The following is an 18,100-nucleotide window of genomic DNA, read 5'->3' on the forward strand; positions in this document are numbered from 1 at the left end:
GTGGTTACCACACCGTTCCAGCCCCCAAAGAGCCCGGATGAACAATCATAAAAATGCCCGTTTGACGACGTTTAGTCGAGCGCTTCTGGTCCACCGTATCCTCCACGAGGGCTTACGCCCGGAAGAAGCAGCTCAAGCGTGTGGCGTAAGTGTGCGTACGGCCTACAAGTGGCTGGCCCGATTCCGCCAGTTCGGGGCACCGGGGCTGGAAAACCGCAGCTCACGGCCTCACCAGACGCCGCATGCCACACCTGCTCCGGTAGTCGAGCAGATCAAGGAGCATCGCCGTAAGCGGCAGACCTACCTGACCATCTCCAAGGCGCTGGGGGTCGGCCACAGTACGATTTCAAGGCTGATGCGCGCCCACGGCCTCAATCGGCTGTGTCGGCTTGATCCGCCCAAGGAGGTCATCCGATACGAATACGATCAGCCCGGAGGGCTGCTGCACCTGGACATCAAGAAGCTGGGCAACTTCCAGCGGCCAGGGCACAGAACCGATGCCAAACGCCGGGGAAATACCGCTGGCGGTGGCTGGGGCTACGTCCACGTGGCCATTGACGATCACTCCCGGGTCGCCTTCAGCAGCGTCCACCCCAACGAACAGGGCGAAACCGCCTGCCAGGCGTTGCTGGGCGCTCTGGAGTACTACGCCAGCCTGGGAATCACCTTCAAGCGGATCCTGACCGACAACGGTGCCTGCTATCGCTCCACCGCCTTTGCCAAGCTGCTCAAATCCCTTGGGATCAAGCACATCAGAACCAAGCCCTACACGCCGCGGACCAATGGCAAAGCCGAGCGCTTCATCCAGACCAGCCTGCGCGAGTGGGCTTACGCCTGCGAGTACGCATCCTCGGACCAGCGCAATTCCGTGTTGAGCCAATGGCTGCACCACTACAACTGGCACCGTCCCCATATGGCGATCGGCGGCCAGCCACCTATCTCCAGAGTGCCGCTGAACAACGTAGTGGGTTTACACAGTTAGTCGACTATCGCGCGCAGCGCGGGATTTTTATCGCAAGAGCAGTCGACTAACTGTGATCTCTCGGTAGGTTGTTCATCCGGGGCATCTTTGGAAAATGGTGGTTACCACACCGTTCCAGCCCCCAAAGAGCCCGGATGAACCACCATAAAAATGCCCGTTTGACGCCGTTTAGTCGAGAACTTCTTGTCCGCCGCATCACTGAGCAAGGCCTTCGGCCCGAAGAGGCCGCCCAGGCTTGCGGGGTGAGTGTGCGCACGGCTTACAAGTGGCTGGCCCGGTATCGAGCCGAGGGCTTGAGTGGGCTGCAGAACCGCAGCTCCCGGCCCGGCCGCAGCCCCCATAGCACCCCCGAGGCGCTCGTTGAGCAGATCGTCCAGCGTCGACGTCAACGGCAAACCTACCTGACCATTTCCAAGGCACTGGGCGTGGCTCACAGCACCATTTCACGACTGATGCGTCGAAGAGGACTCAATCGCCTGTGCCTTCTGGACCCACCGAAGAAGGCGGTCCGGTATGAGTACGACAGCCCGGGCGGCTTGCTGCACTTGGATATCAAGAAACTCGGCAACTTCCGCCGGCCCGGGCACCGGGTCGATCCGAATCGGCGTGGCAACGCTGGCGGCGGTGGCTGGGGCTATGTCCATGTGGCCATTGATGACCACTCCCGAGTCGCTTTCAGTAGCGTTCACACCGATGAGAAGGGCTCAACGGCCTGCCAAGCGCTGCTGGCCGCCGTGGCGTACTACAGGACGCTGGGAGTCACCTTCCAGCGTGTCCTGACTGACAACGGCGCCTGCTATCGCTCCGGCGTCTTCGCTCGACTCGTCGCCTCGTTGGGCATGAAGCACTATCGGACCAAGCCCTACACCCCGCGAACCAACGGTAAGGCCGAGCGCTTCATCCAGACCAGCTTGCGCGAATGGGCCTACGCCTGCGAGTACGCTTCGTCAGAGCAGCGCGACGCCGTGCTGCCTGAATGGCTGCACCACTACAACTGGCACCGACCCCACATGGGGATCGGCAGCCAACCGCCTATTTCCAGAATCCCGCTGAACAACGTGGTGGGTTTACACAGTTAGTCGACTATCGCGCGCAGCGCGGGATTTTTATCGCAAGAGCAGTCGACTAACAGTCGACTCTACCCCGCCGGTTGCATCCACCCCAACGGTTGCGTCCACCCTGCCGGTTGCATCCACCTCATCGGTTGCACGCTCCGCTCACATCAACGCATCGGCCAGCCGCGCGATGCCTTCGCGGCTGCGCCGCCACGTGGGGCGGCTGCGCCACTGCTGCAGGTCCAGCTGACGCGACTCACGCAGGTAGCCGTCCTCGATCGCGCACAGCTGCTGCACCAGCGCGCGGTCGTAGCAGATCAGGCCGATTTCGGCATTCAGCGCGAACGAGCGGATATCCATGTTGATCGAGCCGAGCACGGCGATGTCCTCGTCCACGCTCATGTGCTTGGCATGCAGGAACTGCGGTTCATACAGCGCGATGCGCACGCCACAGCGCAGCAGCTCGTCGTAGTACGCCTCCTGTGCCCACGAGGTCAGCCGCTGGTTGTTGCTGGCCGACAGAATCAGCTGCACTTCGACGCCGGACAACGCCGCAATGCGCAGCGCGCTCAGCGTGGCTTCGTCAGGCACGAAATACGGGGTGACCATCACCAGCCGGCGCCGTGCCAGGTGGATCAGCGCCGCCACCGCATCGCGCGCGTTGCTGTACGGGTAGGCCGGGCCGCTGGGCAGCAGCTGGGTGGCGATGTCGTCGCCGCATTCGGGCACATCGGTGATCACATCCAGGCGCTGCCCGGTTTCCATATACCAGTCGCTGGCGAACACCGCCTCCAGGTGCGCCACCGCCGGGCCGCGCAAGCGCGCCACCAGCTCGCGGTTCGGGTGGCCGGGCACGAACTGCGGGCGGGCCAGGTTCTGCGAACCGACATAGGCCACTTCGTTGTCGATCACCGCGATCTTGCGGTGGTTGCGCAGGTCCATGCGGCCGCTGCGGCGCCAGCGCAGGCCACCGGGCAGCATCGCACGCACTTCGATATCGCGTGCTTCCAGACGTTTGCGATAGGCGCGCAGGCCGCGCTTGGCACCCACCGCGTCGAGCAGCACACGGCACTGCACGCCCCGTGCAGCCGCACGCTGCAGCGCCTCGACGATGGCCTCGCCCACCGCGTCGTCGAACATCAGGTAGTACAGCAAGTGCACCCGGTCTTCGGCCTGGTCGATGTCGGCGATCAGCGTGTGCAACGATTCGTCGTAGTCGGTCAGTAGATCGACCGCATTGCCGTGCACCGGCATGAAATCGCCCTGGCGCTGCACCAGCGGCACGATCTCGGCGCTTGCGGTGTCCGGCTGCGGGGCCCAGCGCAGGCGGTGCTGCAGCGCCTGTTCCTCGCGGATGACCTGCGAGGCCTCGGCCTGGCGGCGGATGCGCTCGCGCGACAGCCATGGGTGGCCGAACAGCAGGTACAGCGGCAGGCCCAGCAGCGGCACGAAGCCGACCAGCAGCAGCCAGCTGCGCGCCGCACCCGGCGTGGTGCGGGTGGGAATCCAGCACAGCGCGACCAGCCGGATCAGCCAGTCGATCAGCAGCAGATACGAACCCAGCAACCACTCGAACAGCATTGTGTCGCCCGTCGGGAGGTGATGGGCCATTCTGCCCACCGGCCTTTGTAGAGTCGAGTCGCGCTCGACTGCTTTGAACCAGCGTGTCGACCAAGGTCGACACCTACCAGGCGCGGGGACAGCGTGCCGACCAAGGTTGGCACCTACCGGGGGTGGAGGGAGTGTGCCGACCAACGGCCGGCACCCACAGGCACCCACCACGGGAACATCGGGCATGAAAAAACCCGCCACAAGGGCGGGTTTCTTCGCGGGGATCGGCAATCCTTGCGGATTACTTGATCTTGCCTTCCTTGTACAGGACGTGCTTGCGCACGACCGGATCGTACTTCAGGAATTCCATCTTCCCCGGGGTGTTCTTCTTGTTCTTGTCGGTCGTGTAGAAGTGGCCGGTACCGGCCGAGGAAATCATACGGACCTTATCGCGCTTGCCTGCCATGATGCTTTACTCCTCAGACCTTTTCGCCGCGCGCACGCAGCTCAGCCAGAACGGAATCAATGCCGTTCTTGTCGATGGTGCGCAGTGCATGCGCGGAAACACGAAGCTTGACCCAGCGGTTCTCGCTGGCCACCCAGAAACGGCGCTCGTGCAGATTCGGCAGGAAACGACGACGGGTCTTGTTGTTGGCGTGCGAGACGTTGTTACCCGTCTGCACTCGCTTGCCGGAAACCTGGCATACGCGGGACATTGCGCACCTCGATAGTAGTAGTTGTCAGCCCGTAGCCCGGGAGACGGCGGCCTCGATGGTTGCCCACCACACGTCAAGAGAATCAAAGGGTTACGCTGGCGTTGGGCGGCCGGGGACGTGCTCCCGGGGGCGCCGCCCGGTAGAAAACCGGACACAGCGAGCCGCGCATTATGCACGGGTTCAAGCACTTGCGCAAGTTACCCACAGGCCGGGGCTGAACGCGGCGATCGCCCCCTGTAGAGCCGAGCGTGGGCTCGGCTCTACAACAATGACCGGGCCAGCTCAGCGCAGGTGCGGAATCACCTGGGCCAGCAGATGGGCGTCCTTCAACGCGCCATGCAGGCCACGCGTCCCTGGAATGCACAGGCGCTGCAGCACATCGTCCAGCTTGTTGCCCTGCCCGGGCCAACGCCCGCGCGCCAGCTTCAAGCTGCAGGTGACGCGACAGTGCTGGGCCAGCGTGGCAGGAATGCCGGCCAGGCGCAGCTCGTTATCGAGGAAGCCAACGTCGAAGGTGGCGTTGTGCGCGATCATCTCGCTGCCGCGCAGGAATTCCAGCAGTTCGGCGGCCTTGCTGGAGAACAGTGGCTTGCCCACCAGCATCGCATCGCTGATGCCGTGCACGCGCTGCGCGCCCCAGTCCACCTTGCGCTGCGGCTGCAGGTAGGTATGGAACTGGCGACCGGTGAGCTGGCCATCGATCAGTTCGACGGCACCGATTTCGATCACGCGATGACCCAGGCGATGGGAAATGCCGGTGGTCTCGGTATCAAGTGCGACGATGCGGCTCATCAGGGTGTGCGTTCTCCAGTACGTGCCCCCGGATTTTCGCACGCGATCAATGCACTCACCCTAACGCTTCCACCACCCAATCAATGAACACCCGCAGCCGCTGGCTCATGTGCCGGTTCGGCGGGAACATCACGTGCATCGGCATCGGTGGCAGCTGCCAGTCCTGTAGCAAAGGCAGCAGCTCGCCACGTGCTACATGCGGCGCGGCCATGTAGCTGGGCAGCGCGACCACACCCAGTCCCGCCAACGCGGCCGCCAGATAGGCATTGCCGTCGTCGAAGCCGACCGCATACCGGCCCTGCACCTCGATGCGCTCATCGCCTCGCTGCGCACCGAACACCCGGGCACGGCCGCTGCGCGGGCTGAGGAAGCCGACCATGTGGTGGTCCGGCCCTTCCAGCGCGCGCGGATCGGTCGGCAGGCCGAAACGCTGCACATAGCTGGGGCTGGCGTGGAAACCCATCGGCAGCGCAGCCAACGGCCGCGCCACCAGTGCCGGGTCGATCGGGGTGCCACCCCGGATCACGCAGTCGACGTTGTCGGCGATGACATCGACTTCGCGGTCGCTGACACCGACGTCCAGCTGGATGTCCGGGTAGCGCGCCTGGAAGTCCGGTAGCGCCGGCACCAACCGCAGCCGCGCGTAGGGTCCGGGTACATCAACCCGCAGGCGGCCGCGCGGCTGGCGGGCCGCGTCACCCAGCCCGCCCTCCACCTCTTCCAGCTCGGCCAGCAGGCGGGCGATGCGCGGGTAGTAGGCCGCGCCATCGGCGGTGACGCTGACCCGTCGGGTGGTGCGGTTGAGCAGGCGCAGCCGCAGGTGTGCCTCCAGCTGCTGCACCAGCTGGGTGACCGTGGTGCGGCTGATCTGCAGCGTGTGCGCGGCGCGGGTGAAGCTGCCGGTTTCCACGACCCGGGCAAACGCCCGCATCGCCTCGAAACGGTCCATGGCGGGCCATGATTGTTTGGAATTAGCAATCAATCTAGGCTGATCATCGCGGTTTATCCAGACAGCGCTGGCGCGGAGGATGACGTTCTCTCCCACGGGATCTTCCCCATGTCACAGCGTGATGTCGTTTTCCCCGCCGGGCGCCAGGCCCTGTACGAGCGCAACCGCTACTCGCCGGCGATCCGGTCCGATGGCTTCCTGTTCGTTTCCGGCCAGGTCGGCAGCCGCGAGGACGGTTCGCCCGAGCCGGACTTCGAAACGCAGGTGCGCCGCGCCTTCGAGAATCTCAATGCGGTGTTGGCTGCTGCAGGCTGCACATTCGATGACGTGATCGACGTGACCGTGTTCCTGGTCGATCCAGAGAAGAACTTTGAGAAGGCCTGGGCGATCGTGCCCGAGTACTGGGGCGAGGCGCCGCACCCGACCCTGACCGGCATCGGCGTGACCTGGCTGTACGGGTTCCAGTTCGAGATCAAGGTGATCGCGAAGCTGCCCGCAGACCAGCGGTAGTGCCGGCCGCTGGCCGGCAACGCGGTGGGGTCGAAAAGCGTGTCGACCAAGGTCGACACCCACCAAGGCAGGAGGTGCGCAGCCACCAGGGCAGGTGGTCGGCACACACCAGGGCAGGATGCCCCCAGGCCGTCCACCTGAACGGGAGATTCCGACGTATCCCCGAAGCGGCCATTGATATTGTATCCGGCGAAAACCGCTTGCTAGCCTCCCCTCCATGCGCCGGATCTCCCGCCACCTTCGCTCGTACCTGCTGATGCTGCTGATGGCGGCATTCGTGGTCGTGCCGGTGGCCGATGCCCTGGCGTGCACGGTGGAACCGCATGCCAGCACGGTGCATGTGGAGTCCGCACCGGATGCCGATGGCGATACCGACGGCAAGCATGTTGGTGCCTGTGGCCACAACCACTGCCACCACTCCAACCTGAGCCTGCCGGCGCACACGATCGCCGCCTTCGGGGCGCCCCTGCCGGCGCGCTGGATGAGTGCGGGCGATGCGGCGACCTATGCAGTCGCCCAGGATGAATTGACGCGTCCACCCCGGGCGTGAGTTGAGCGCGTCCCGCGATTGCGGGCTCCCGTTTCACTCACAACCGGAATCCCCCTATGTCGACCCTGACACGTCGGCCGCTGCATGCGGCCGGGCTGGTCGTCGCCGTGTTGCTGGGCCTGGCCCCGGCAATGCAGGCGTCGGCGCAAGCCGCCCCCTCCTACGACACCCTGCTTGAACGCCTGGACCAGCTGCCCGGTACCCGCGTCGGTACGGCGCTGGCCGAGGCCGCCGACGCGCGCGCCGACCAGGCCCGTGCGTTGCCCAACCCTTCCCTCTCCTACTCCGCCGAGAACGCCTGGGGCACCGGCTCCTATGGCGGCATGGGCAAGGCCGACACCGTGCTCACCCTGTCCCAGCCGCTGGAGGTCTGGGGCCAGCGTGGCGCGCGCGTTCGTGCCGCCCGCGCCGAGGCACAAGCCGCTGCCCTGCGTGGTTCGCAGAGCCGCAGCGACGTGGCCAGCCAGCTGGCGGTGGTCTATGCACAGGCGGAAAGTGCACTGCGCCGCTACGCCCTTGCTGAAGAAGCACTTTCACTGACCCGCGATGACGCCAACGCCGTCAACGCCATGGTCAAGCAGGGCCGCGAACCACAGCTGCGCGCGGTGCAGGCACAGAGCGAAGTGGCCAACGCCAGTGCCGCGCTGGATGAAGCGCAGGCCTTCCGCGATGCCGCGCTGGCACGCTTGGCCGGCACGGCACTGCTGGACGCGCCGGTGCAGTCGATCGACAACAGCCTGCTCGACCGCGCCCCGCCGCTGCCGCGCGGTGCCACCGATACCGCACTGGCGGTGCGCATCGCCGAAGCCGAAGCCGATGCGGCGGGCAAGCTGGTCGACGTGGAGCGCAAGCGCGCCCTGCCCGACCTCAGTGTCACCGCCGCGCAGACCCGCTTCCGCGAAGGCGGCGAGCGTGCCTACAACCTCGGGATCAGCCTCAGCATCCCGCTGTTCGACCGCAACCGCGGTGGCATCCGCGCCGCCAATGCCGACCAGCGCGCGGCCGAGGCACGCCTGGACCAGCAGCGCCGCGACAGCGAGGCCGAGCGCCTGTCTGCCGTGGCCGGGTTGAAGGCTGCCGGCAGCCGCACCCGTGCCGCCGATGAAAGCGTGGTCGCCGCCGAAGAGGCCTACCGCCTTGCACGCATCGGCTTCGACGCCGGACGCATCTCGCAGCTGGAACTGCGCAGCACGCGCAGCGCCCTCATCGCCGCCCGCGGCGCCGCCGTGGATGCGCGCCTGTCGCGCGTCGGCGCGGAAATCGATCTTGCCCGCCTTGAAGGGCGCGCACCTTTTGTGGAGGCCCCATGACTCTCTCCCGTTCCTTCCCCCTGCTCGGCGGCGTGCTGCTGACCGTGCTGCTGGCCGGCTGCGCTGGCAACGCGCAGACACCTGCAAATGAAGACCCCGCCGCGGCCAAGGCGGGCACCGACGATGGCCATGGCCACGCGACCGACAGCAAGGAAGCCAAGGCGGAAGCCGCCAAGGCGCCGGCTGACGCCGATGAAGGCGTGGTGCAGCTGACCCCGGAGCAGATCAAGGCGTCCGGTATCGAAGTGGTCGCCGTCGGTCGTGGCGGCGGCGGTTCAACCCGCCTCGCAGGCCGGGTCGAGCCCTCGGTCGGTGCGCGTGCATCGGTGGCCTCCACCGTGACTGGCCGCGTTGAACGCGTGCTGGTTGCACCGGGCACCGCAGTGAAGCAGAACCAGGCACTGGCCATCGTGGTCAGCGGCGAGGCGGCGGTGTTCCGCGCCAATGCGCTGGCCGCATCGGCCGAAGCCGAAGCCGCGCGCCTGGCCTATGGCCGCGACAAGGCGCTGGTCGATCAGGGCGTGGTCGCCCGCCAGGAAATGGAAGCCTCGCGCGCCCGTTCGCTGGCGGCTCAGGCCCAGGCCGCCGCCGCGCAGGCCCAGGCCGCCGCCAACGGTGCGCCCGATGCCAATGGCCGCGTGCGCATCACCAGCCCGGTGGCCGGCATCGTCGGCAACGTGCAGGTCACCCCGGGTGGCGTGGTCGCCGCCGGCAGTGCGGTGGCTGACGTCGCCGACCCGACGATGAACGAGCTGGTGTTCACCGCACCGCCGGCGCTGGCCGCGCAGGTCACGCCCGGCATGAAGCTGGAGGTGAGCGTGCCGGGTGGCAGCTTCACCGCCACCGTCACCGGTTCGGCCGCCGATGTCCGCCAGCAGGGCGGCGTCGCGGTGATCCGTGCCACGCCGGTGGATGCGTCGCTGCCGCCGGCCGGTTCGCCGGTATCGGCGGTGGTGGTCACCGAAGGCCAGGACGGTTCGCTCAGCGTGCCCGCCGATGCGGTGCAGAACGTCGATGGCAGCAGCGCGGTGTTCATTGCCATCGAAGGCGGCTTCAAGGCACAGCCGGTACTGGCCGGGCGTCGCGCCGGCGACCGCATCGAGATCCTCGGTGGCCTGGCCGGCAACGAGCGCATCGTCGGTGCCAACGCCTTCCTGCTCAAGGCCGAACTGGCCAAGGGCGAAGCCGAGCACGGCCACTGAGGAGGCGACCATGTTCAAGCTGATCATTGAAACAGCGGTGCGCCACCGCTGGCTGGTAGTGTTCCTGGCCGCGCTGATTGCTGCGGTGGGCCTGTTCCAGCTGGGCAAGCTGCCGATCGACGCGGTGCCGGACATCACCAACCGCCAGGTGCAGATCAACACGGTGGCGCCAGCACTGACCCCGGAGCAGATCGAGCGGCAGGTGACCTATCCGCTGGAAACCGCGCTGGCCGGCATTCCCGGCCTGACCACCACGCGTTCGCTGTCGCGCAATGGCTTCTCGCAGGTCACAGCGATCTTCACCGATGCGACCGACATCTACTTCGCCCGCCAGCAGGTGGCCGAACGCATGCGCGAGGCATCGGAGGACCTGCCCGATGGTGCGTCGCCGATGCTGTCGCCGGTCACCACCGGCCTCGGCGAGGTGCTGATGTGGACGGTGGACTTCACCGCGTTCGATCCGGCCAAACTGGCCAAGCCCGATGAAGCGGGCTGGCAGGCCGGCGAGGTCTACCGCACGCCGGAAGGCAACCTGCTGCGTACACCCGAAGAACGTGCGACCTACCTGCGTACCGTGCAGGACTGGATCATCGCGCCGCAGATGCGTTCCAGCCCGGGGCTGGCCGGCGTCGATACGGTCGGCGGCTATGTGAAGGAATACGGTGTACACCCGGACAGCGCCCGCCTGGCTGCGCATGGCCTCGGCCTGGCCGACCTGGTCACCGCGCTGCAGCGTTCCAACGTGCAGGCCGGTGCCGGCTTCGTACAGCGTGCCGGCGAGGGCCTGGTGGTACGTGCCGATGGCCTGGCACTGACCACCGACGATCTTGCACAGGCACCGGTGGCCACCCGCAATGGCGTGGTGGTACGCGTGGCCGATGTGGCCACGGTGGAACTGAGCCGCGCGCCTCGCCTGGGTGCGGCCAGCCGCAACGGCCACGAAGCCGTGTTGGGCACCGCGCTGATGATTGCCGGTGGCAACAGCCGCACCGTGGCGCAGGCCGCTGCGGCGCGCCTGGAACAGGTGAACAAGTCGCTGCCGGCCGACATCGTGGCCGCGCCGGTGCTGGACCGCAGCGTGCTGGTCAATTCCACCATCAAGACCGTGGCCAGGAACCTCACCGAGGGCGCGCTGCTGGTGGTGGTGGTGCTGTTCCTGCTGCTGGGCAATCTGCGTGCGGCGACGATCACCGCGCTGGTGATTCCGCTGTCGTTCCTGTTCGCAGTGATCGGCATGAACCGCTTCGGCATCAGCGGCAACCTGATGAGCCTGGGTGCGCTGGACTTCGGCATCCTGGTGGATGGCGCGGTGATCGTGGTCGAGTCGACCCTGCTGATGCTGGGCCAGCGCCGCGCCGAACTGGGCCGTGCGCTGACTGCGATGGAGCGCCTGCGCGTGGCCGCCGATTCGGCGCTGAAGATGGCGCGCCCGGCGGCGTTCGGCCAGCTGATCATCCTGCTGGTGTTCGCGCCGATCCTCAGCCTGGAAGGCGTGGAGGGCAAGACGTTCCACCCGATGGCGGCGACCTTCATGCTGGCCCTGGTCGGTGCCTTCCTCTTCTCTTTCACCTTCGTGCCGGCGATGACCGCACTGCTGGTGCGCGAGCCGATGCTGAAGGACGGCGATGCCCATGCGGACGACGGCGAGCACGAGACCAGGCTGATACGCGTGCTACGTGCGCGCATCGAGCCGGTGATCCGCAAGGCCGTGGCGCATCCGCGCACGGTGGTGGCCGGTGCGGTGGTGATGGTGATGGTGGGCATCGGCTCGTTCTCGCTGCTGGGCCGTGAGTTCATGCCGACGCTGGACGAAGGCAACGTGGCGATGCAGGCCCTGCGCGTGCCATCGACGTCGCTGGAGCAGTCACTGGCCATGCAACTGGCGTTGGAAAAGGTGATTGCCAAGCAGCCGGAAGTGGAAACCGTGTTCTCGCGTACCGGTACCGCCGAGGCGGCGATCGATCCGATGCCGACCAACATCTCAGACAGCGTGATCGTGCTGAAGCCGCGCAAGGACTGGCCGGATCCGAAGCTGGGCAAGGACGCACTGGTGGCGCGCTTCGAAAAACTCGCCGGACAGCAGCTGGGTAACAGCTTCGAGTTCAGCCAGCCAATCGAGCTGCGCTTCAACGAGCTGATTTCCGGCGTGCGTACCGACCTGGCCGTAATGATCTTCGGCGATGACTTCAGCCAGCTGCAGAAGGTGGCCGACCAGGTGGCGCTCAAGCTGCGTGCGGTGGATGGCGCCGCCGATGTGCGGGTGGAACAGATTTCCGGCCTGCCCACGCTGAACGTGGCGATCGACCACGTGGCGGCGGCGCAGTACGGGCTGACCGCCGCGGACGTGAGTGATGCGCTGTCCACCGGCATTGGCGGTACTGCGGCCGGCAAGATCTTCGAAGGTGATCGCCGCTTCAACGTGGTGGTGCGCCTGGACGATGCCTCGCGCAACGATCCGGACCAGCTCGCGTCACTGCCGATCGCCACGCCGTCGGGGCTGGTGATTCCGCTGTCGTCGGTTGCGCGTATCACGGTGAGCGAAGGGCCGAACCAGATCAGCCGCAACAACGGCAGCCGCCGCGTGGTGGTGCAGGCCAACGTGCGCGGTCGCGACCTGGGTGGCTTCGTCGGCGAGGCGCAGGCCGCCGTCGCCGATGTGGCGCTGCCACCGGGTGCCTACCTGACCTGGGGTGGCCAGTTCGAGAACCTGCAGCGCGCGGAGAAGCGGCTGGCGACGGTGGTGCCGGTGGTGTTCCTGCTGATCGGTAGCCTGCTGTTCATGGCGCTGCGCAGCGGCAAGGAAGCCATTCTGGTGTTCAGCTGCGTGCCGTTGGCGCTGGTCGGCGGCATCCTCGCCCTGCTGCTGCGTGGCATGCCGTTCTCGGTATCGGCGGCGGTCGGCTTCATCGCCGTCTCCGGCGTGGCCACGTTGAACGGCCTGGTGTTGATGCAGGCGATCCGCGAACGCCTGGATACCGGCGACCTGCCGCTGCAGGCGGCGATCAACGGTGCCTCCAGCCGCATCCGCGCGGTGCTGACCACGGCGCTGGTGGCGATCGTCGGCTTCATTCCGATGGCGATTGCCAGCGGTTCCGGCGCGGAGGTGCAGAAGCCGCTGGCGACGGTGGTGATCGGTGGCCTGATCACCGCCACCGTGCTGACCCTGCTGGTGCTGCCGACGTTTGCCGCGCGCGTGGCCAAGCCGCGGGCGGTGGGGTGAAAGGCGGCGGGGTCGGATGCTGTGATCCGACCCCGTTTTTCGGTAGTGCCGGCCGCTGGCCGGCAATGTCGAACGATTGCGGTGCGTGCAGGTTGCCGGCCAGCGGCCGGCACTACCCTGGTGTGATCAGGCCTTCTTGCGCTCGGCGATGTACGCCTGGATCTGCTGTTCCAGCACCGGCAGCGGCACCGAACCCTGCTTCAGCAGGGTGTCGTGGAAACCCTTGATGTCGAACTTGTCGCCCAGTTCCTTCTCGGCCTGCGCACGCAGGCGCACGATGGCGATCTCGCCCAGCTTGTAGCTCAGCGCCTGGCCCGGCCAGGAGATGTAGCGATCCACTTCGGTGGTCACTTCATGCTCGCTCAGCGCGGTGTGGTCGCGCAGGTAGGCCAGCGCCTGCTCGCGGGTCCAGCCCTTGCTGTGCACGCCGGTGTCGATCACCAGGCGCGCCGCACGCCACATTTCGTAGGTCAGGCGCCCGAAATCCTCGTACGGGGTTTCGTAGATGCCCATTTCCACGCCCAGCTTCTCGCAGTACAGCGCCCAGCCTTCGCCATAGGCGGAGATGTAGGCGTTGCGGCGGAACTCGGGCAGGTTCTTCTGCTCGGCGGCGATGGCGCCCTGCAGCGCGTGGCCCGGATCGGATTCATGCAGGGTCAGCGCCGGCAGGTTGTACAGCGGGCGCGATGGCAGGTTGTAGGTATTGAGCCAGTAGGTGCCCATGCCACCACGGCCGGCAGTCCAGAACGGCGCGATATCCGGCGGTACCGGCACGATGGTGAAGCGCGCGCGCGGCAGCGTCATGTACTTGCCCAGCTGGCCATCGGCGCGCTTGGAGATCCACGCAGCACGCGACAGCAGCTCTTCCGGCGTCTTGGCATAGAACTGTGGATCGGTACGCAGGAAGGTCAGGAACTCGGCGAAGCTGCCCTTGAACTTCACCTGCTTGATGATGTCGTTCATCTCGCCCTGGATGCGTGCGACTTCCTCCAGGCCGATGCGGTGGATCTCCTCCGGCGACAGGTCCAGCGTGGTGTATTCGTGGATCTGCTGCTTGTAGTACGCCTTGCCATCGGGCATCGCTTCGGCGGCCAGGGTGGTGCGCGCCTGCGGCACGTATTCGTTGACGAAGAAGGTGCGCAGCTGCTGGAACGCCGGCACCACCTTGCCGCTGATCGCCGCGCGCGCCTGCGCCTGCAGCTTGGCCTGTTCGGCGGCCGGAACAGTGTTGGGCAGCTTCTTGAACGGCGCGTACAGCGGCGATTCGGTCGGGTCCTTCAGTTCGGCGACAGTGGCGATGGACACCTCGCGGCCATCGAGCACCGCACGCGGCACGCTGAAGCCACGCTTCAGGCCGGCGCGCATGTTCTCGGTCTGCTGACCGAAGTAGCGCGGCACGTCATTCAGGCGCGCGATGTAGTTCTGGTAATCCTGCGCGGTCTTCATCTCGCGCCGCGCCATGAAGGACAGGTTGGACCAGAACGAGGAGTCGGCGTTGAACGGCATCTCATAGCCGCGCAGGCGCACTTCCTCGGCCAGGTTGAACACCTGGTCGTGGTAGATCGCGTAGTTGACCTGGTTGTCGGGCGACAGGGTCTTCGGGTCGATCTTCTTCAATGCGGCCAGGGTCTCGTCCCAGACCTTCAGGCGCGCCTGCTGCGCGACCGGGCCGACGTCGGGCATGCGGGTGGCATTGGCCGGAGCGTCTTCGTCCTCGCTGGCCTCGCCGCCGCCTTGCTGGCGCCACTTCCATTCCTTCTCGTACAGCGCGCGGAAGGCAGCATCGGCAGGCGATTCGGTAGCGACGCTGGCCGGCGCGGCGGCGGCGGGGGGCACGGCCAGGGCCACGGCGGGGGCGGACAGGGCGATCAGCAAGGCAACGGCAAGACGGGTTTTCACGAGCACAGGTTCCCGGGAAGGCAGACCCCGATGATGGCACCCCCCACCGCCCGTGGCATGGGACGAAGGTCCTGCCTGCAACGCAGGCAGGGCCGGGACCCCAGCGCCGAAGGCGCGTGGTAGAGCCGACTGGGTAGAGCCTACTGTTAGTCGGCTGCTCTCCGGCCAGACGTGGCAAAGCCCGCGCTTCGCGCGAAAGTCGACTGACAGTCGACTCTACCCACAGCAGGCAGGGCCGGGGCCCCAATGCCGAGGGCGCGTGGTAGAGCTGACCGAGTAGAGCCGACTGTTAGTCGGCTGCTCTTCCGCCAGACGTAGCAAAGCCCGCGCTCCGCGCGAAAGTCGACTGACAGTCGACTCTACCTACGGCAGACCGCATCCCGGCGCAGCCTCAGTGGCTGGCCCTGTCGCGCTTCCAGCCACGGTGCTTGATGTCCAGGTGCAGGCTGTACAGCGCGGTGAACGCCGGGAACAGGTTCTGCAGCACGCCTACCGAGTCCTGCTTGGCCGAGAACAGGAAATAGCTCAGCGTCATCAGGCTGCCGAGCACGCTCATGTACCAGAACAGGCGCGGGATCACCGGCTTGCCGGCGCGCTTTGAGGCGACGAACTGGACCAGCCAGCGGCCGCCGAACATCAGCGCGCCGGTATAGCCGATCAGCTTCCAGCCGGTCACGTGCAGGCCGGTCCAGTACAGCCAGGTCAGCGGCTGGTCGAGCCAATGCAGCTCCAGATCCATCAACGCTCCTCCACCGCGGTGCGCTTGCTGCGGGTGATCAGCCAGGCCACGCCACGCAGGTCACGGATACCGACCAGCGCGCGGCCGAGGTTGTTGTACTTGGACACGCCGGCGGTACGGTGGCGGTGGTTGACCGGCACGCTGGTGGTCTTCCAGCCAGCGCGCTGCATCAGCGCCGGCAGGTAGCGGTGCATGTGGTCGAAGTACGGCAGGTCGAGGAACGCGCTGCGCTCGAACAGCTTGATGCCGCAGCCGGTATCGGGGGTGTCGTCGCGCAGCATGCGCGCGCGGATGGCGTTGGCCCAGCGGCTGGCCCAGCGCTTGCTGCCACTGTCCTGGCGGTTGACGCGCCAGCCGGCGAACAGCTTCACCTGCACCTCGGCGGCATCGCGCGCGGCCAGCAGTTTGGGAATATCGGCCGGATCGTTCTGGCCGTCACCATCGAGGGTGGCGATCCAGGGCGCCCGTGCGTGCTTGACGCCGGTGCGCACGGCGGTGCTCTGCCCGCTCTGGTTCACGTGGTGCAGCACCCGCAGTTCCGGCGTGGTCGCCTTCAGCCCCTGCAGCACCGCCAGGGTGTCATCGCGCGAGTGATCGTCGATGTAGACGATCTCGAACGGCAGCCGGCCACGCAGCGCAGCGGTGATTTCGGCGACCAGCGGGGCGACATTGTCGCGCTCGTTGAATACCGGGACGACAACGGAAAGCTCGGGTTGGCTCATAAGGCACTCGGCCAAAGGGGGGACAAAGACCGCGCATTCTCCGAAACCGAGGTTATCCGAAGATGAACCCCGTGGCGTGAGGATCCATCCTCAGGCGCGATCGCCAAAATACTCGCGGCACCACTGCACCACAGGCGGCAGGCCTTGTTCGATCGGGGTCACCGCATCGAAGCCGAAGGCGTCGTGCGCGCGCCGGGTATCGGCCATCGTGCGCACCATGTCGCCGGGCTGCATGGGCTTGTAGACCTTCTGCGCGGGGCGGCCGGCGGCCTGCTCGATCACGCTGATGAAGCGCTCCAGCTCGACCGGCGTATGGTTGCCGAGGTTGAACACCCGGTGCGGCACCGGACCGTCGGCCGGATGCGCGAGGGCGCCGAGGATACCCGACACAATGTCGGAAACATGTGTGAAGTCGCGCTGCATGCGGCCTTCGTTGAACACGTCGATCGGCCGCCCGGCCAGCACCGCGCGCGCGAACAGCAGCGGTGCCATGTCCGGCCGGCCCCACGGGCCATACACGGTGAAGAAGCGCAGGCCGGTGGCATGCAGGCCGTAAAGCTGCGCGTAGGTGTAGGCCATCAGCTCGTTGGCCGCCTTGGTCGCCGCGTACAGCGAGCGCGGCTGGTCCACGCGCTGGTCCTCGGAGAACGGCGGCGTGGCCGAATCGCCGTAGACCGAACTGCTGGAGGCATACACCAGGTGTTGCACGCCACGGTGGCGACACAGCTCGAGCATGTTGACGAAGCCGACCAGGTTGCTGTCGACGTAGGCCTGCGGGTTTTCCAGCGAATAGCGCACGCCGGCCTGAGCAGCCAGATGGATCACCGCCACCGGCTTCACTTCGTCGAACAGCGCGGCCAGGCCCTCGCGGTCGGTCAGGTCGAGGGTGCGCAGGTCCAGCGCCGGGCACAGTGCGGCCACGCGGTCGCGCTTGATCTGCGGGTCGTAGTAGTCGTTGAAGTTGTCCAGGCCGACCACCGGCTGGCCCGCCTCCAGCAGCGCGCGGGCGGTATAGGCACCGATGAAGCCGGCAGCGCCGGTGAGCAGGATGGTCATTGCAGTTGCCTGGAAATCAATGAGTACTGGTGCAGAGGATACGCTGCGGGCTCAGAACAACCCGAAACGCTTCTTGGCCACATTGGCGCGGCCGGGTTCGATCACGTCCTGGATCTTCTTCGCATCGAAGCGGTCGAGCAGCGCCTCGGCGCCCTTCTTCAGCTTCAGATCCATCTCTTCCGGATACAGCGGAACCAGGGTCATGAAGCTGATGGTCTTGCCGTCGTCCAGTTCCAGCGTGGCGAATTCTTCCGGGGCAGTCACCGGTGGCAGCACGATGGCACCGTCGAAGCCCACCCCCGGCGCGTAGGGCTCGCTGGGATGGCCGTTGGGAATGGTGTGGCCGAAGCCCAGCCAGGTGTCGTACTCATGCGGCAGCCGCGCCATGCCCTTCAGCAGGCGCACCGGCCAGTAGTTGCGTTCGTCCTCGAAGGCGTCCTGCGTGATCGGCCAGTCGGCCGGCAGGGTCACCATCAGCTCCATGTAGCGCGGCACGTCCGCGTCCACCTCGGCGGGCACGGTCATCGGCAGGTCGCTCATGCCGGAGGTGACCAGGCGCAGGTACGGGAACTGGTCATTGGCCGGCACCACGTGCACGTCGATGTGCACCAGGTCGGAGATGATCTCGTGGAAGACACCGGACACCGGACCCAGATGGCGCTCGATGTGCGCGCCGATCGCCTCGATGTGTTCTTCGCCCTGCGGCGGGGTGAAGTCCTTCTGGCGGCTGTGCACCATGATCGGGCTGCCGCCCGGGCTGACGTCGTCGAATGCGTTGCTCATGTCCTGCTCCCTGGATGAGGCCACGGGCCGGAAGGCAGTACATCCCACGGCGCGCGCGGCGGTA

17 protein-coding genes are annotated in these 18,100 nt (G+C 66.6%); 7 read left to right on the forward strand and 10 right to left on the reverse strand.

Annotation, left to right across the window (positions count from 1 at the left end):
* Window positions 1-37 precede the first annotated feature (37 nt).
* Together ACZK29_RS21390 and ACZK29_RS21395 are read left to right on the forward strand one after the other, a co-directional pair.
* Window positions 38-982, forward strand: coding sequence for an IS481-like element ISStma3 family transposase (locus tag ACZK29_RS21390; RefSeq protein ID WP_111202610.1), 945 nt, complete (start codon window positions 38-40; stop codon window positions 980-982).
* Between the two features lie 134 nt (window positions 983-1,116).
* Window positions 1,117-2,061 carry an IS481 family transposase gene (locus ACZK29_RS21395; RefSeq protein WP_478446480.1) on the forward strand — a complete coding sequence of 315 codons (945 nt, stop codon included), beginning with the start codon at window positions 1,117-1,119 and terminating at the stop codon, window positions 2,059-2,061.
* A 138-nt stretch (window positions 2,062-2,199) separates the two neighbouring features.
* Here the strand turns inward: ACZK29_RS21395 and cls are convergent, their stop codons facing one another.
* From cls to ACZK29_RS21420, 5 genes are all read right to left on the reverse strand, one after another.
* Window positions 2,200-3,618 (reverse strand): cardiolipin synthase, encoded by a 1,419-nt coding sequence (cls, locus tag ACZK29_RS21400; RefSeq protein ID WP_478447101.1) that lies wholly within the window; start codon window positions 3,616-3,618, stop codon window positions 2,200-2,202.
* Between the two features lie 271 nt (window positions 3,619-3,889).
* Entirely contained in the window at window positions 3,890-4,057 is a 168-nt protein-coding gene (gene rpmG, locus ACZK29_RS21405; RefSeq protein ID WP_169411268.1) for a 50S ribosomal protein L33, read from the reverse strand.
* 10 nt (window positions 4,058-4,067) lie between these two features.
* On the reverse strand, window positions 4,068-4,304 hold the full coding sequence (gene rpmB / locus ACZK29_RS21410) for a 50S ribosomal protein L28 (protein ID WP_005411638.1): 237 nt from the start codon (window positions 4,302-4,304) through the stop codon (window positions 4,068-4,070).
* 282 nt (window positions 4,305-4,586) lie between these two features.
* The gene (dnaQ, locus tag ACZK29_RS21415; protein ID WP_111204306.1) at window positions 4,587-5,096 is read right to left on the reverse strand and encodes a DNA polymerase III subunit epsilon; all 510 of its coding nucleotides are present in this window, start codon (window positions 5,094-5,096) and stop codon (window positions 4,587-4,589) included.
* A 55-nt stretch (window positions 5,097-5,151) separates the two neighbouring features.
* A complete protein-coding gene (locus tag ACZK29_RS21420) occupies window positions 5,152-6,045 on the reverse strand; it encodes a LysR family transcriptional regulator (RefSeq protein WP_478446481.1) in 894 nt (297 codons plus the stop codon).
* 108 nt (window positions 6,046-6,153) lie between these two features.
* On the opposite strand from ACZK29_RS21420, the gene ACZK29_RS21425 reads away from it, so the two are divergent.
* The 5 genes from ACZK29_RS21425 to ACZK29_RS21445 all read left to right on the forward strand — a co-directional run bounded on the left by ACZK29_RS21425 (window position 6,154) and on the right by ACZK29_RS21445 (window position 12,837).
* Window positions 6,154-6,555, forward strand: coding sequence for a RidA family protein (locus ACZK29_RS21425; protein ID WP_164146466.1), 402 nt, complete (start codon window positions 6,154-6,156; stop codon window positions 6,553-6,555).
* A 217-nt stretch (window positions 6,556-6,772) separates the two neighbouring features.
* On the forward strand, window positions 6,773-7,105 hold the full coding sequence (locus ACZK29_RS21430; protein WP_049403628.1) for a hypothetical protein: 333 nt from the start codon (window positions 6,773-6,775) through the stop codon (window positions 7,103-7,105).
* A 56-nt stretch (window positions 7,106-7,161) separates the two neighbouring features.
* Window positions 7,162-8,415: a TolC family protein gene (locus ACZK29_RS21435; protein ID WP_478446482.1), complete on the forward strand. Its 1,254-nt coding sequence runs from the start codon at window positions 7,162-7,164 to the stop codon at window positions 8,413-8,415.
* A complete protein-coding gene (locus tag ACZK29_RS21440) occupies window positions 8,412-9,617 on the forward strand; it encodes an efflux RND transporter periplasmic adaptor subunit (RefSeq protein WP_111204310.1) in 1,206 nt (401 codons plus the stop codon). Before ACZK29_RS21435 ends, ACZK29_RS21440 begins: the two co-directional genes overlap by 4 nt.
* Window positions 9,618-9,627: 10 nt before the next feature.
* Window positions 9,628-12,837: an efflux RND transporter permease subunit gene (locus ACZK29_RS21445; protein ID WP_478446483.1), complete on the forward strand. Its 3,210-nt coding sequence runs from the start codon at window positions 9,628-9,630 to the stop codon at window positions 12,835-12,837.
* Window positions 12,838-12,963: 126 nt separating this feature from the next.
* On the opposite strand, the gene ACZK29_RS21450 is transcribed toward ACZK29_RS21445, so the two are convergent.
* From ACZK29_RS21450 to ACZK29_RS21470, 5 genes are all read right to left on the reverse strand, one after another.
* On the reverse strand, window positions 12,964-14,736 hold the full coding sequence (locus tag ACZK29_RS21450; RefSeq protein ID WP_111204312.1) for a DUF885 domain-containing protein: 1,773 nt from the start codon (window positions 14,734-14,736) through the stop codon (window positions 12,964-12,966).
* A 391-nt stretch (window positions 14,737-15,127) separates the two neighbouring features.
* Window positions 15,128-15,475: a lipid-A-disaccharide synthase N-terminal domain-containing protein gene (locus ACZK29_RS21455; protein ID WP_164146461.1), complete on the reverse strand. Its 348-nt coding sequence runs from the start codon at window positions 15,473-15,475 to the stop codon at window positions 15,128-15,130.
* Window positions 15,475-16,197 (reverse strand): glycosyltransferase family 2 protein, encoded by a 723-nt coding sequence (locus ACZK29_RS21460; RefSeq protein WP_111204313.1) that lies wholly within the window; start codon window positions 16,195-16,197, stop codon window positions 15,475-15,477. Before ACZK29_RS21460 ends, ACZK29_RS21455 begins: the two co-directional genes overlap by 1 nt.
* A 90-nt stretch (window positions 16,198-16,287) precedes the next feature.
* A complete protein-coding gene (locus ACZK29_RS21465) occupies window positions 16,288-17,253 on the reverse strand; it encodes an NAD-dependent epimerase/dehydratase family protein (protein WP_478446484.1) in 966 nt (321 codons plus the stop codon).
* Between the two features lie 51 nt (window positions 17,254-17,304).
* Entirely contained in the window at window positions 17,305-18,036 is a 732-nt protein-coding gene (locus ACZK29_RS21470) for a suppressor of fused domain protein (protein WP_111204315.1), read from the reverse strand.
* Window positions 18,037-18,100 lie beyond the last annotated feature (64 nt).

Source organism: Stenotrophomonas sp. 89682_Sma (genome assembly GCF_056481405.1).